General features: G+C 74.8%; 12 protein-coding genes. 4 read left to right on the plus strand and 8 right to left on the minus strand.

The features are described from left to right. Positions 1-42 precede the first annotated feature (42 nt). Positions 43-1,164 carry a helix-turn-helix domain-containing protein gene (locus AB0K00_RS52845; RefSeq protein WP_363538450.1) on the plus strand — a complete coding sequence of 374 codons (1,122 nt, stop codon included), beginning with the start codon at positions 43-45 and terminating at the stop codon, positions 1,162-1,164. A 58-nt stretch (positions 1,165-1,222) separates the two neighbouring features. Here the strand turns inward: AB0K00_RS52845 and AB0K00_RS52850 are convergent, their stop codons facing one another. Further along, on the minus strand, positions 1,223-4,102 hold the full coding sequence (locus tag AB0K00_RS52850) for an AAA family ATPase (RefSeq protein ID WP_363538451.1): 2,880 nt from the start codon (positions 4,100-4,102) through the stop codon (positions 1,223-1,225). 128 nt (positions 4,103-4,230) lie between these two features. On the opposite strand from AB0K00_RS52850, the gene AB0K00_RS52855 reads away from it, so the two are divergent. From AB0K00_RS52855 to AB0K00_RS52865, 3 genes are read left to right on the plus strand one after another with little or no spacing between them, the layout of a single operon-like run. Beyond that, positions 4,231-4,923 carry a hypothetical protein gene (locus AB0K00_RS52855; RefSeq protein WP_363538452.1) on the plus strand — a complete coding sequence of 231 codons (693 nt, stop codon included), beginning with the start codon at positions 4,231-4,233 and terminating at the stop codon, positions 4,921-4,923. A 6-nt stretch (positions 4,924-4,929) separates the two neighbouring features. Then, complete coding sequence (locus tag AB0K00_RS52860; protein ID WP_363538453.1) at positions 4,930-5,421, plus strand: SigE family RNA polymerase sigma factor; 492 nt, start codon at positions 4,930-4,932, stop codon at positions 5,419-5,421. 24 nt (positions 5,422-5,445) lie between these two features. Next, the gene (locus AB0K00_RS52865) at positions 5,446-6,087 is read left to right on the plus strand and encodes a hypothetical protein (protein WP_363538454.1); all 642 of its coding nucleotides are present in this window, start codon (positions 5,446-5,448) and stop codon (positions 6,085-6,087) included. Positions 6,088-6,096: 9 nt separating this feature from the next. Here the strand turns inward: AB0K00_RS52865 and AB0K00_RS52870 are convergent, their stop codons facing one another. From AB0K00_RS52870 to AB0K00_RS52900, 7 genes are all read right to left on the minus strand, one after another. Further along, entirely contained in the window at positions 6,097-7,431 is a 1,335-nt protein-coding gene (locus AB0K00_RS52870) for an acyltransferase (protein ID WP_363538455.1), read from the minus strand. Between the two features lie 77 nt (positions 7,432-7,508). Then, on the minus strand, positions 7,509-7,775 hold the full coding sequence (locus AB0K00_RS52875; RefSeq protein WP_363538456.1) for an acylphosphatase: 267 nt from the start codon (positions 7,773-7,775) through the stop codon (positions 7,509-7,511). Between the two features lie 22 nt (positions 7,776-7,797). Beyond that, positions 7,798-9,435: a Na+/H+ antiporter gene (locus AB0K00_RS52880; protein WP_363538457.1), complete on the minus strand. Its 1,638-nt coding sequence runs from the start codon at positions 9,433-9,435 to the stop codon at positions 7,798-7,800. Between the two features lie 17 nt (positions 9,436-9,452). Beyond that, on the minus strand, positions 9,453-10,640 hold the full coding sequence (locus AB0K00_RS52885) for an LCP family protein (protein ID WP_363538458.1): 1,188 nt from the start codon (positions 10,638-10,640) through the stop codon (positions 9,453-9,455). Positions 10,641-10,801: 161 nt separating this feature from the next. After that, positions 10,802-11,857 carry a nitroreductase gene (locus tag AB0K00_RS52890; RefSeq protein ID WP_363538459.1) on the minus strand — a complete coding sequence of 352 codons (1,056 nt, stop codon included), beginning with the start codon at positions 11,855-11,857 and terminating at the stop codon, positions 10,802-10,804. A 126-nt stretch (positions 11,858-11,983) separates the two neighbouring features. Further along, positions 11,984-12,958 (minus strand): hypothetical protein, encoded by a 975-nt coding sequence (locus AB0K00_RS52895; RefSeq protein WP_363538460.1) that lies wholly within the window; start codon positions 12,956-12,958, stop codon positions 11,984-11,986. 115 nt (positions 12,959-13,073) lie between these two features. After that, on the minus strand, positions 13,074-14,669 hold a 1,596-nt coding region (locus tag AB0K00_RS52900; protein WP_363538461.1), incomplete at its 5' end, for a hypothetical protein.

Here is a 14,669-nt window from a genome sequence, read left to right on the forward strand (position 1 = left end):
AGGAGGTGTACGGTCGAGCTCAGCGCCGCTGTCCGCGACCGCTTGCGCGGGCTGCGCGGGCGCCTGCACGAGCAGACCCTGGCCACGGCCAGCGCGGCGATGCTCGCCCAGGGCCGGTCACTGTCCGGCGGGCAGGGCCGCGGCCTCACGGTCGGCGTCGAGACCGCCGTCGACGCCTTCGTCTCCGGCGGCGACCTGACCCGCATCCGCCCGGTCTTCCACGAGCTCGGCCGCACCGAGCACCGCGAAGGCCACCGCATCGACGCCCTGCGCTCCGTGCTGACCGCCGGCGCCAGGGCGATCTGGTCCACGGTCAGCGACCCCGCCTCGCCGCTGGACCGCGCCGACCTGTCCGCGGTGGCGCACGCCCTCTTCGACTACGTCGACATGCTCGCCGGCGCCGCCGCCGAAGGCTACCTGGACGAGCAGCAGGACGCCGCGCTCGACTGGGCCCTGCTGCGCCGCCGCCTCATCACCCTGCTGGTCCAGCCCGACCCACCCGCGGACACCGCCCTGCACGCCGCGGCCGAGGCGGCCCGCTGGCCGCTACCGGCGGCGGTGACCGTCGTCAGCGTCGAGGGCACCGATGCCGAGCACCTCGCCCGGGCCGTCGGCGGCGGCGCGATCGCCACCGTCATCGACGGCGCCACCAGCATCGTCGTGCCCTCCCCTGGCCGCACCGTCATGCCGGACACCGTCATGCCGGGCGCCGTCATGCCGGGCGCCGTCGTCCGCGGCCTCACCGGGCGGCGCGCGGCGGTGGGCCCGGAGACGGAGCTGCGGCGGGCCCGCACCTCACACCGCCTGTCCCGCCGGGCCCTGCAGCTGCAGCAGTCCGGCACCCTCCCCGACGGCGTCATCGGCTGCGACGACCACCTGGTCACCCTGCTCACCGCCTGGGAGCCGGGCGTCGCGGACCGCCTCACCGCCCGCGCCCTGGCCCCGCTCGCAACGGCGACCCCGGCGTCCCGCGAGGTCCTCGCCGAGACCCTGCTCGCCTGGCTGCGCTGCCAGGGCCAGGTCATCCCCACCGCCGAGGCCCTGCACACCCACCCCCAGACCGTCCGCTACCGCCTCCGCAAACTCCGCGACGCCTACGGCCCCCGCCTCGACGACCCAGACGAACGCCTGGCCCTCCACCTCGGCCTGCTCCGCGCCCACTGACCCCGAGCCGGCAACCAGCCGGAGAGGAAGGCGCGCCGCCGGCGGCGAACGCGTTGAGTCAACTGTCGGGCTGGTCGATCGTGTGCGAACGCGGAGCGTTTGCATGGGGGGCTGCGGTGTGGGAATCCCCCGCCTCGTCGGCGGAGCCGCGCGAGCTCATGACAGCCCAGGCGGCGATTTCGGTGCGGCGGGCGGCGCCCAGCTTCGTCAGGATGTGTTCCACGTGGGCGGCGACCGTCTTCGGGGAGATTGCCAGGGTCTCGGCGATCTGGCGGTTGGTCGAGCCGCCGGCGACGAGGCGGGCGATCTCGGTCTCGCGGGTTGTCAGGCGTTGTGGGCCGCCGGAGCCGAGCCGCTGCACGCCCGCGTCGCCGGTGCCGAGGTGGGGCATCGACTGCAGGAGGGCGGTCGCGCCGGTGGCCGTGGCGCGGCGGCGGGCCTCGGCGGCCAGGGTGGCGGCGTCGGCGGGGCGGCGGGAGCGGTGCGCGACGCGGGCCAGGTCCAGCAGCGCCTGGGTGCCTTCCCAGAAGCGGCGGCGGGCGTCCCAGCCGGCGCCGGCGCGTTCCAGGTCGGCCCGGGCGCGGCCGGTGTGGCCGGCGGCGAGGTGCAGCAGGCCGGACGCGTGGTCGAGGGCGGGCAGGGTGCCGGGGACCGAGCGGTACCGCAGCCGCTCCTCGCACCGCTCGAGCCACCGCCGGGCGCCGGTCAGGTCGTCGAGGGCGAGGTGCGCGCGGACGCCGGTGAGCAGGTGCGGGAAGAGGTAGGCGGCGTCCCATGAGGGGTCGGAGGCGGCCCAGCCGCGTTCGACCCAGGTGAGTGCGTCGGCGGCGTGTCCGGTATGGAGGGCGACCTCGGCGAGACCCCACAGGCCGGGTGAGAGGCGTTGCAGCTCGTCCATGGGTTCGGCGAGGCCGACCGCCTGGCACAGGTGGGTGCGGGCGGTGTCCCAGTCGGCGCGGCCGAGGGCCAGGTATCCCAGCACGTGCAGGGCGGTGATGCGGGTGCCGACGTCGCCGCCGCCGTCGGCGAGGGCCTGGCCGGCCCAGTGGGCGGCGCCGTCCCAGTCGCCGGTGCACCACAGGACGTGGCCGATGTGGGCGGCCATGTAGTGCCGGTCGTTGAGCCGTTCGATGCGTTCGGCGTACGCGACGCCGCGGTGCAGCCAGTCCAGCCCGCGGTCGTATTCGACCAGGGCCGAGGAGCAGCAGCCGATCATCCGGTGGCCGCGGGAGACCTCGGCCTCGAGGCCGGCGCCGGCGGCACCGTCCACCATGGACTCCATGAGCTGCCAGCCCTCGTCCATGCTGCCGCCGAAGACGAGCGCGGCGCCGAGGGTGGTGTCGGCGTTGAGGCGGGTGGCGACGTCGCCGGCGAGGGCGCGGGCCTGCCGGCCGAACGCGATCGACTCGTCGAGGCAGCGGTCGAGCATGTGCATCGCCGACAGTCCGGCGAGAATCCGCGCCCGGACGTCCTGGGTGTCTACTGTGGACGGTACCAGGGCAAGCGCGTCCTGCAGGAGCCGGTCGCGTTCGTCGAAGGTGGCGCCGAGGGCGTGCCGGGCGGCGGCCAGCGGCGGGATCAGTTCGGCGGCGCCGGCGTCGTCGCCAAGGGACCTGCGCATCGCGACCGCCTCGGCGTACGTGGTGGCTGCGGCGGCGTTGTCGTCGACCGCGGCGAGCTCCGCACCGAGCGCGGCGAGCAGGTCGGCGCGGGCCGCGGTGGGGGTGCCGGCGGGGGTCGTGCGCTGCGCCCGCCGGAGCAGTTCGACGGCCTCGCGGTGCGCGGACAGCGAGACGGCGGTGGCCGCGGCGGCGAGGGCGTGCCGGTGCGCGTCGGCGGGCTGGCCGGCCCGCTCGTGCTGGTCGCTGACGAACGCGTCGCCGAAGCCCGCGGCGGCCGCCGCGGCCGCGGCGCGGGCGTGCAGGTCGCGGCGGTGCAGCGGGGGCAGGTCGGCGTAGAGGGCGTCGCGGATGAGGCTGTGCCGGAAGTCGAACTCGGCCGCGGTGCGGGGCTGCACGAAGAACCGGTCGGTCAGTTCGCGCAGTGCCGCGTCGATGCCCGCCGGTGGCTCGTCGGTGATCGCGACGAGCAGGTCGACGTCGAAGGAGCGGCCGATCACGGACGCGGCGCCGGCGAGGTCGCGGGCGGCGGGTGACAGGTCCGCGGCCCGGGCGAGGACGGCGTCGGCGAGGGTGTCGGGCACGGCGTGCGCCGCGGAGACCAGCGGCAGGAACTCCTCGACGTGCAGCGGGATGCCGTCGCTGCGGGTGTGCACGGCGGTGGTGAGCGCGGCGGGCAGGGTGGCGCCGGCGATCAGCGCGGCCATCGCGGCGGTCTCGGTCGCGGCCAGCCGGGGCAGCCGGACCTCCTCGGCGAGGCGCTGGGTGAGCAGCCGGGTGCGCCATGAGCGGGCCGGGACCCGCGGGTAGAGCTCGTCGCTGCGAAACGTCCCGACGATCAGCAGCGGCACGTCCGGCAGCCGGCGGGCGACCCGCTCCAGGACGTCGAGGGTGAGGTCGTCGGCCCAGTGCAGGTCCTCGATGGCGACGAGGGTCGGGGTGCCCTGCGGCAGGGCGAGGACGAGGTCGGCGAGGTCGGCCGCGAGGAGGCGGCGCTGCCGGTCCGCGTCGCCGTCGCCGCCCGCGCGCAGCCGCTCGGCGATCGAGGCGCCGGCACCCGAGGCGCGGGTCAGGTCGGCCGCCAGGTCCATGAGGACGCCGCCGGCCGTGTCGCGGGGGTAGGCGGCGACGGTGTGTGCGGCGAACCCGTCCGCCACGGCGCGGGTGCGCAGCTCGGTGAGGAGCCGGGTCTTGCCGATGCCGGCCTCACCGGCGAGCAGCAGCAGGTGGCCGCGTCCGGCGGTGACCTCCTGGATGCGCCGTTCACCGAGCGCGAGCAGGTCGCCACGGCCGATGAGGACCGGACAGAGCAACGCCACGAGCCGACTCTAGTGACCGGACGTCGGCGTGCGCTGACCGACATCCGACGTACTTGTGACGCACGCCACTGTTTCCCAGCGCCGGAGCCGGCCCGTGGGAAGAGTGGAAGAGCACCCGAGGAGGACACGTGGAGCAGGAGCTGCGCACGCGGCTGGTCGACGAGCTGTCGGCGGGATCGGAGCCGCCGATCGGGGATCTGGTCACGGCATCGCTGCGGCAGGGACAGCGGCTGCGGATGACGCGGCGGCTGCGGTACGGCGCGGTCGCGCTGCTGGTCGTCGCCGTGACGGTCGGCCTGGCCGGCGGCCGGGCCGCGCTGGGCCCGCCGGCGCAGGTCGGCGCGCCCGCCCTGGCCGAGCAGCTGGTGCCGGCCACGCCCGCGGGGCTGCTGGCGCTGCTGGAGGAGCTGCTGCCGGAGGGGGCGACCAGCGGGTACGCCGGCACCGACGACGGCCAGCTGATGGTCCAGGTGTACCTCGACACGGGCCGCGGCCCGGGGATGCTGCGGGTGGCCGTCGGCACGGACAACCTGAGCGCCAAGGGCGGCGGGCAGGCCCCGGCCGTGACCGTCACCGAGCTGCCGGACAACTGCGTGCAGCGCACGGTCGTGCAGCACCGCCGGCCGGACGGCGTCTCCGTGCAGGTCAACATCGCCAGCTGCCTCGCCTGGGACGGCACGACGAACCCGGTCGCACCGCAGGCGCTGACGGTCGAGCAGGCCAAGGCCGTGGCGGCGGACCCGCGCTGGGGCGTGATGATCCCGCGGTCGCTCGTCGACGCCGGCCAGGCGCAGCACCCGGACCTGCCGGAACTCGCATGAGCTCGCATGAGTGACGCCGACTTCGTCGAATACGCGCGTGCCGCGGCCCCCCGGCTGCGGCGCACCGCGTTCCTGCTCTGCCACGACTGGCACCTGGCGCAGGACTTCACGCAGACGACCCTGGCGAAGCTGTTCGTGCACTGGCGGCGGATCCAGCGGCGGGACTCCCCCGACGCGTACGCGCGGAAGGTGCTGCTGCGCGTCTTCCTCGACCATCAGCGCCGCAGCAGCAGCCGGGAGCTGGTGGTCGAGCACATCGCCGAGGCGGCCGCCCCGGAGGACCAGCCCGAGCTGCGGCTGACGCTGCTGGAGGCGATGGGCCGCATCTCCGCGCGGGACCGGGCGATCCTGGTGCTGCGCTACTGGGAGGACCAGAGCGTCGAGACCGTCGCGGACCTGCTCGGCATCTCGGCCGGCACGGTGAAGACGCAGAGCGCCCGGGGCCTGACCCGGCTGCGCCGCCTCCTGCACACCGGAGCATTCGCGGTGCACGACTGAGGCCGCATCCCTATATTGAGCGCCGTGGGTGCAGCGGACGAGCGGACGACGGCGGAGCTGTTCGACGGCGCGCTGGCCGAGGTCGAGGACGACGACCCGGAGTGGCATTACGACAACCTGCTGGCGCTGCACCAGCGGCCGACGCCGGAGGTGTTCGAGACCGCCCGGTCCCTCGCCCGGGACCCCGACCCCGGGCGCCGGGAGCTCGGCGTCCGGGTGCTGCGCGAGGTGGGGCGCCACGTTCCGGAGGCGGCGCCGCTGCGGCTGGACAACGCGCCGCTGCTCATGGACCTGCTCGAGCGCGAGCAGGACCCGATCGTGCTGGGCTGGGTGGTGTCCGCCGTCGGCTACCACGAGCTGACCCGGGCGCTGCCCGGCGTGCTGCGGCTCGCCGGGCACGACGACGACTTCGTGCGGTTCCACGTCGCGGCGAACATCCCGTGCCTGGTGGATCCCGACGCGGTGGACGACGCCGCGATCACGGCGCTGGAAGTGCTGACCGGCGACGAGGACGAGGACGTCCGCGGCTACGCGATCTACGGCCTGGTCGTCGAGGTCGGGGCCGACCCGGCCCGGATCGCCGGCACCGTCGCGAGGCTCCTGGCCGACCCGGACCCGCACGTGCGGTGGCTGGCGTCCGGAGCCGGGTCCGACGAGGACCGCTGAACGAACCCCCTACGGCAACGGCAGGCCGGGCCGGGTCAGCCGGAGCAGACCGGCGCCGGCGGCCAGCAGCAGCACCGACGCCAGCGGCGTGACCGGCACGACGACCAGCGTGGCGGTGCGCCCGGCGAGGACACCGCCGAACCCGACGGCCGAGACGCCGAGGACGCCGGCGGTGCACAGGAGCATGCCGGCGGCCGCGAGCGGGGTCCGGTGGCGGCGACCCGCGGCGCCGGCGGCGGGCACCCGGGCCGGTCGGGGCCGGTCCGCGCGGCGGAACAGGACCACCAGCGCCGCGGTCGGGACCAGCAGCAGCGCGATCCACACCGGCCGCGACAGCCACCACGCGGCCGAGCCGGCCGGGGGCTGGCCGACGCCGAGGGCGAGCGTGGCCGCGCTGACCACGAACAACCCGGTCAGGTGCCACAGGAACGTCGTCATCGACAGGCCGTTGGCGGTGACCACGCCCCGCCAGACCGCGGGACGGCGCAGCCAGCGGGTCAGCGGCCCGCGGGCCAGCAGCACCAGGCCGATCTGCAGCACCGCGCAGGCGAGCAGCGCGGCCGTGGGGGGCGACATGTTCGACACCCGCTCGCCGGGAACGCCCACCATGGAGGTCGGGTACCCGCCGATCGTGGTCAGGGCGACGGTGCCGGCGAGGCCCACGCCCGCCAGGACGAAGCCGGTCGGCCGGCCGGGCCGCAGCGAGCCGTCCGCGTAGAGGAAACCGGCCTGGTGGACGGCGAGCCAGACGAACGCGACGTTGGCGAAGCCGATGAACGGCACGTCGTGGCCGAACCGGGCCACGTCGACGGCCACGGCCGCCGCGCCGAGCGCCACCGGGACCAGCGGTGCGAGGCGGCCCGCCCGCCGATGCAGCCGGAGCATCGCCGGGGCGAGGGCGACGACACCGAGGTACACCCCGATGAACCACAGCGGCTGGGCGACCACGCGGGTGGCGAGGCGCAGCACCCCACGGTCCGCGCCGGCGACCTCGATGCCGAGCGCCAGGACCAGCCACACCGCCGCGAAGGCCGCCGTCGGGCGCAGCAGCCGCCCGGCCCGGGAGCGGACGAAGTCCGCATACCGTCCACCCCGCCGGCGTACCGACGACCACGCCACGGCATGGGAGAACCCACCGACGAAGAAGAACACCGGCATCACCTGCAGCAGCCAGGTCGCCGGTTGCAGGGCAGGAACCACGGCCAGGACGTTGCCGGCGCGGGCCACCCCGTCGTCGCCGACCGCGACGACCGCCATCAGCCAGTGGCCCAGCACGACGACACCGAGCGAGAACACCCGGAGCAGGTCGACGTAGCGGTCCCGGGTGGATTCGATCTCACGCATGCCGTTCAGCGTCGCGCTGACGGCCGCGGGACGAATCAGCGCTGCTGCTCAATCCGCCTGAGTACCGCTACCCGGTGTCAGAGGATGGCGAAGACGGCGAGGCCCTCTGGGGTTTCCTCGTGCACCTCGACGTCGGTGACGGCCGCGGCGCTGGGGCCGTGCCAGGTCCAGGCGACGAGCCGCTCGACCGCCTCGGGTGGCCCTTCGAAGACCGCCTCGACCCGGCCGTCGGCGAGATTACGGACCCAGCCACCGACGCCCGCGCCGGCCGCGACCCGCCGGCACGTGTCGCGGTAGTACACGCCCTGCACCCGCCCGGACACGAGCACCCGCCTGCGTTCCATACTGCGAACCTACCCGCCGGGCTCATTTGGGGCGGTCGGGGAGGAGGCGTTCCTCATGGTCGAGTTCGCGTTCGAGGACGCGCAGGCTCTCGTCGGGAAGGGTGCCGGCGTCACGCCAGCGGAGCAGCTCCTCGCGCTGGGCTTCCATCGCGGCACGGCGGATGCGCAGGGCGGCCTCGTACCGGGGCGACACCGGCATCTCGAGGGACTCGGCGTTCTGCAGCAGGTCGATGCGACCCTGATAGCGGGCCAGGCGCTGGCCGAGCAGGCCACGCATGGTCTGGACCGCCTCGGCCTCGGCGGCGTCGGCCTCGGGGTCACGGGCGCCGGGGTCTTCGCGGCGGTCCCGGTCGAGGTCGTCGAGGCGGTCGAGGGCGGCGCGGACCGACGCCGAGCGGGCCTCGTTGCGCAGGCGGGCCTCGTCGACCTGGTCGGCGTGCAGGCCGAGGCGGCGGACCAGCGGCGCGAACGTGAGCCCCTGCCCCACCAGCGTCACCAGCACCACCGCCAGGGTGCAGAAGAGCAGCAGGTCACGGTCGGGGGTGATGCGCGGCAGCGTGAACACGGCCGCGAGGCTGATGACGCCGCGGGTCCCGGCCCAGCTCAGCGCGGTCACCTCGCGGCCGGTGAGCTTGTCGGAGTGCTGGCCGGTGCCGAGGCGTGAGTGCAGCGAGCGGGGCAGCGACTGGGTCAGCAGCAGCCACAGCGGGCGGATGAGCAGCACCGCGCCGACCGACACGGCGACCGCGGTGACGACGGTGGAGGTGCGGTACTGCCGCAGGCCCTCGATGACCTCCGGCAGCTGCTGGCCGATGAGCAGGAACACGAACCCTTCGAGCAGGAAGTCGACGAGCCGCCAGACGGCGTTGGTCTGCAGGCGGCTGGCCCCGGAGGTGGTGCCGGGGGCGTGGTGGCCGACGACGAGCCCGGCGACGACGACGGCGAGGACGCCCGAGACGTGCAGGTGCTCGCCGAGCAGGTACGCGGCGAACGGGGTGGCGAGGGAGATCGCGTTGGCGGCCATCGGGTCGCGGGTGACCGGCCGGAGCAGCCGGACCGCGTAGGCGATGGCGGCGCCGGCCGCGGCGCCACCGGCCGCGGCGACCACGAACCGGACGGCCGCCGCGGGCGCGGAGAAGCTGTCGCCGATGATCGCGGCGGACGCGAAGCTCAGGATCGTCAGGGCCGTGGCGTCGTTGAGCAGGCCTTCGCCCTGGATGATGGTGACCAGCCGCTGCGGCAGGCCGACCTTGCGCCCGACGGCGAGGGCGGCGACCGGGTCCGGTGGGGCGACGGCGGCGCCGACCGCGATGCCGGCGGCCAGGGTCGCGCCCGCGACCAGGTAGTGGAAGCCGTAGCCGATCGCGATGGCCGTGATGAACACCAGGATCACCGAGAGGCTCACCACGATCCGGACGTTGCGCTGGATGGCCAGGAGCGAGGAGTCCAGGGCCGCGCTGTACAGCAGCGGCGGCAGGACGAACGTGAGCACGATCTCCGGTTCGAGGGCCACGTTGGGGCCGGGCAGCAGCGCGTAGGTGATGCCGAGGACGGGCAGGATCGCCGCGGCCGGCAGGCCGGTCCGCCCGGCGAACCAGCGGACCGCGACCACGACCGCTACTGCGGCGAGGACGAACAGCAGCAGTGTCTCGGCATCCACCACCCCATTGTCGGTGCTTACCGAGTGGAAGCCTTCACGGACGGTGACTTTGTCGGCGTTGTGGTCGGTGACACAGCGGCCTGGTCGGCGTTGTTGTTCACCATCTCGGGGTGGGCGGTGACGAACGGGCCGACCTCGTCGCGGACGATCGCGGCCAGCAGCTCCTTGGCGGTGTCGTCCAGGACCTCGTAGGACTTGCCGCCGACCGTCTCGGAATGGAACTCGCCGTTGTTGACCTTCAACGTCACCATCTGGTCGGGGTTGATGCCCTTGAGGGTGAAGATCCAGTCGATGAGCAAGATTTTGTTGTTGTAGAAGGAGACGGCGTCGCCCATCTTGTTGAGCATCTCGGTGACCTTGAGCGGGTTGGTGATGACCCCCGCACTGGTCGCCTTCTTCACCATCGCCTTGATGAACTGCTGCTGGTGGCGCTGCCGGCCGTAGTCGCCGTCGTTGTTGGCGAGCTTGTCGCGCTGCCGCACGTAGTCCAGCGCCTCCCAGGCCGCCATGTCGTAGCAGCCGACCTCGTAGATCTGGGGGCGCATGTTGGGCTTGAGGGTGGTGGGAAGGTCGTTGGCGAAGTTGTAGGGCACGCCCTCCTTGCCGGTCTTGGTGTTCCAGCCGGTGTGGATGGAGATGACCCGCTCGTCGACGCACATGTGCACGCCGCCCATCGCGTCGACCAGGCCCTTGAAGCCGTCGAAGTTGACGATGGCGGCGCCGTTGAACTTCAGGCCGCCGGCCAGGGTGCTGACGGTCTCGGCGAGCAGCTCCAGGCCGCCGTCACGGCCGCCGCCGTTCTGGAAGCCGGCCTGGAACGCCGCGTTGATCTTGTCGGTGCCGCCCTCGAACCTCGTCTTCGGGTGCGGCGGGATCTTGACCTTCGTGTCTCGCGGGATCGACGTGAGGTAGACGGCGTCGTGGCTGGCCGGCACGTGCGCGATGATGATCGAGTCGGCGCGGACGCCCATCTCGGTGTCGTTGACGCGCTCATCGACGCCGACGAGCAGCAGGTTGATCGGGCCGTCGATGGTGTTGCCCTCGGCGGCGGCCGCGCCGAGGCCGCCGGGGTGGGTGATCGCGTCGCTGTAGTGATCCAGCAGCAGCTTGCCGCCGATCAGCCCGCCGCCGCTGACGACGAGCAGCAGCGCGCCCGACCAGAGCAGCAGCTTCGTCCACAGCGGATCCTTGCGCTTCTTCGCCACCACACGCCCTTCCGACCGTCGATTTCATGCTGAAGACGGAACCGGGGCGTGCAACGTTGCGTTCTCGCTTCTCGGGTCGGCCGCCTCCGACGATAGCGCCGCCGAGTTTCCACTGTTCTCCCCGCATTCACCCGCTGTACCGGGTGGGAGTGTGGCAATGGTCACGCCGGCCGTCCGTCACCTCCTTCAACGACCGTGACCGGCTCGGCGACGACCTCGACGGCCGACACGGACGGTCGCCGGGGCGACACGGGAGCCGGCTCGGCGCGGCCCGGCACGCCGACCCGCACGACCATCGCCGGGTGGCCGACGTCGCCGAGCATCCGGCGCAGGATCGTGCGGGACGGCACGACCTCGACGAGGTCGCTCATCGGCGAGGCGGCCAGCCCGTCACCGACGGCGGTGAGCAGCACCGCGGACAGCGCCTCCCCCGCGGCGATCCAGTCGCGGGCCAGGTCACCGTGGGTGACCAGCACCCCATAGCGGGCGTGGCGGTCGGCGACCTCGCCGCCGGCGTAGATGCTGGCGCGCTCGGCGGTGCCGGTGAAGTCGCGGATCGGCACCGGGCGCGGCCCGCCCGCCGCGGCGGTCTCCGGCGGCACCCCGTCGCCGGAGCCCTCACGGACCCAGGCGGCCAGCTCCGCCCGGTACGCCGGGTCGTCGCGCTCGACGTCGGCGGCGTGGCCGGCGGCGACGGCGACGTCGACGAGGTCCTGCGGGCGGACCAGGTGCAGATTGGCCCCGGCCGCGGTGGCGGCGGCCCGCAGCCGGTCGAGGGCGGCCTCGGACACGTCCCGGTCGGCGAACGGCCGCCGGTCGGTGCGCCGGATGCCCATCGCCCGGCGCAGCCGCTGCGCCTGCGCGGTGCGGTCGACGACGCCGGCGTGGCGGACGGTGGCGAGCAGGTCGGCGTCGTCGCCGTCGGGCAGGTACGTCACCTCGGCGGCGACGCCGTCGGCGGCGAGCGCGACCCGGGCGTGGTGCAGCGCGGCGCCGCAGCTGAGCGTCAGCAGCCGGCCGTCGGGGTCGATCGTCGGCAGCTGGCGGGTCCGGTCGGCGCGCAGCTGCGCGGTGTCGCCGTCGATGCGCCAGTGCCACGGCTGGGTGTTGAGGACCGACGGGGCGCCGAGCGCGGCGAGGACGGCCTGGGTCAGCGTCCGGCCGGCCGGGCTGACCCGCACGGCGGTGCCGCGGTCGGTGTACTGGATGGCGGCCATGACGGGCTCCTTAGTTTCAACGAAACGGTGACTTCTCCACCGTGGCGCCCGGGCGCGGGTGGCGGGCAGAGCGGACCGGCCCGCTCGGGCGGGACCTTCGGCCCGCACCGGGCGGGACCCGGTCGTTCAGGTGGTGGCGGGGACCTGTGCCCGCAGGCGCCGCGGGCGCGGCAGCCACCGGACGTCCCCGGCGGTGCGCGGGTCGGAGCCGTAGGCGAGCAGGGTCAGGAACACCCCGTACACGGGCAGGTGGCCGAGCAGCTCGGGGGCGCCGAAGATGAGCAGCGTCGCGTTGAACGGCACCGCGGCCACCAGCATCGCCAGCTGCGGCATCGCGCCGGACAGCACGAGCAGGCCAAAGAGCAGCTCGGTGGCGCCGGCCACGACGATGAACGTGTCGGCGGGCACGTGCAGGCCCAGGTAGGCGAAGACGTCCAGCTGCGGGTAGTGCTGCAGGGTGGCGCGGGCCATCGCCGGGTTCGCCAGCTTCTCCGAGAACGCGAGCGTGACCAGGGCGGTGGCGACGCCGACCCGCAGCGCGAGCAGCGCCCAGCGCAGGACCCGCGGGTCGGGGGTGACGGCGCCGTGCCGGTCGCCGGACGGTGGCAGGAACGCGAGGAACCCGGCGATGCCGACCAGGTCGGCGGCCTCCAGGAGGCTGACCGGTCCGGTGGCGGCGAGCGCGACGGGCCCGACGACGACGAGCAGCAGCGCGGCGGCCCGCAGCCGGAAACCGGTGATGAACCAGACGCCGAGCGCGCCCTCGACGACGCCGAGCACCGCGGGCGCCGGCAGTTCGCGCAGCTGCAGGTCGGCGGCGAGGAAGTACCCGCGGGCGGCGAGGGTGAGCAGGCTGACGCCGAGGTGGATGGCGAGCAGCCGCGGCAGGAACGGCGTGATCCGCCCGATCGGCCGCAGGATCGTGAGCTCCGGGGCGCCGACGCGCCGCCCGACGGCCCGCCACGCGACCGTCACCGCGACGACGAGCGCGAGCGCGGCGAGGGTCGTCGGCCGGGTCGCGAACGACCAGTCCGGCGCGTACGCCGCAGGGTTCTGCAGGAACCACTTCTCGTGCGCCAGCACGGTGTCCTCGAGCTGCATCGGGTCGCCTCCAGCGTTCGCCGTTTCCTGCCGCGATCAGCATCGGCGAGAGGTGGCGCCCGTCCGCAGGGCCGAAGGTCCCAAACCGGCGGGACACCGGTCACCCGGCCGCGGGTCAGGTGCCGCCGGCGTCGAACGTCCCGGCGGCGCGCATGGCGTCGAGCGCGGCGCGGACCGAGCGCGGGGTGAGGAACAGCGCCTCGGCGATGTCGCGCTCGCCGACGCCGGCGAGGTGCCGGTCCAGGATCTGCCGTTCGGTCGCCGACAGGGTCTCGGTCGCGGGCGGGCGGGCCGGTGCCGGCTGCCCGAGGGCGGCGAGCGCGGCGACGGCGTCGCGGTGGACCCCGTCGGCGCCGCCGGCCGCGGCGAGCGCGGCGGCCTGCCGCAGCGACGCGACCGCCTCCGGCTCGGCGCAGACCCGGGCGAGGGACACCAGCGCGCGGGCGTGCTCGACCCGCGCGTTGCCCCGCCCGAGCAGGTCGACCGCGGCGCGCAGGTCGGCGGCGCCGTCCCCGCCGAGCAGTTCACCACGCAGGCGCAGGGTCCGGCCGACGACCCGGGGCGCTCCCCACACCGCGGCGAGCTCGAGTTCCGCTTCGACAAGCTCAAGTGCGGCCTTGGTACGACCCTGCCCCGCCATCGCACGTGCCCGGGCCGAACGCCACGGCCGCCAAGCGGGGTTCGCCACCCCTGCCATGATCGGTGCGACGCCGTCCAGGACGTCGAGGGCCTCGGTGTGGCGGCCCTCGGCGACGAGGAGCCGGGCGTGGGCCTCGCCGAACATGCGGGCGCCCTCGGTGATGCGCGGGTGCGGCCGCACCTGCTCCAGGTAGGCGCGGCAGGCGCGCAGGTCGCCGCGGTCGAGCAGCACCCCGAGCTGGAACGCCTCGCCGTAGCCGGACGCGATCCCGCCGGCGCCCCACGCGTGCGACAGTTCGTTCCCGGCGGCGAGGGCCTGTGCCGCCTCCCGCAGGTCGCCGCGCCCCCACTGCACGTAGCCGCGCCACAGGTGCATGCCGAGCGCGGTGAACAGGTCGCCGCGCTGGTGTGCCTGGGCGAGGCCGGCGTCCCACAGCCCGGTCGAGTCCTCGTCGCACAGGTCGAGGACCTGCCCGGCGATGACCCACAGCAGGCCGGTGTCGGCGGAGAGCAGGTCGCCGTCGGCGACGCCGAAGCGGGCCAGCTCGACCGCTCTGGCCCGGTCGACGCCATCCATGACGGCCTCCCAGGCGAGGGCCACGGCGAGCATCCGGGCGCCGCGGCCGGTGCCTTCGATCCGCGGTTCGGGCCGGCGCCGCCACACGGCGGGGTCCAGGTCGTGCAGGTAGCCGCTGATGCGTTCGGTGGCCAGCAACGCCTGCCGGTCGTCGGCGTACGGCGGATCCGCCGGCAGCGCCGCGCCGGCCTCGCGGGCGAACCGGGTCGCGGATCCGGGCGTGCCGACGAACACGAGCGTGCGGCCGAGGGTGAGGGCGAGGTCGGCCCGTACCCCCGGATCCGTGATCGCGTCATAGGCCTGCCGCAGATGCGCCATGGCCGCCGGGGCGTTGCTGATCGCCTCGGCCTGCCCGAGTTCCAGCAGCACCCCGGGCAGCGCGTCGGCGTCCGGTGGTTCCTGCAGCGCGCGGGTGAGCGAGGCGACCGCCGCGTCCGGCGCGGCGCGGTCGCGGGCCCGGGCGGCCGCGGTGCGCAGCACGCCGACGACCCAGGC

It is taken from the genome of Dactylosporangium sp. NPDC049525, from assembly GCF_040676755.1.
Taxonomy (GTDB): domain Bacteria; phylum Actinomycetota; class Actinomycetes; order Mycobacteriales; family Micromonosporaceae; genus Dactylosporangium.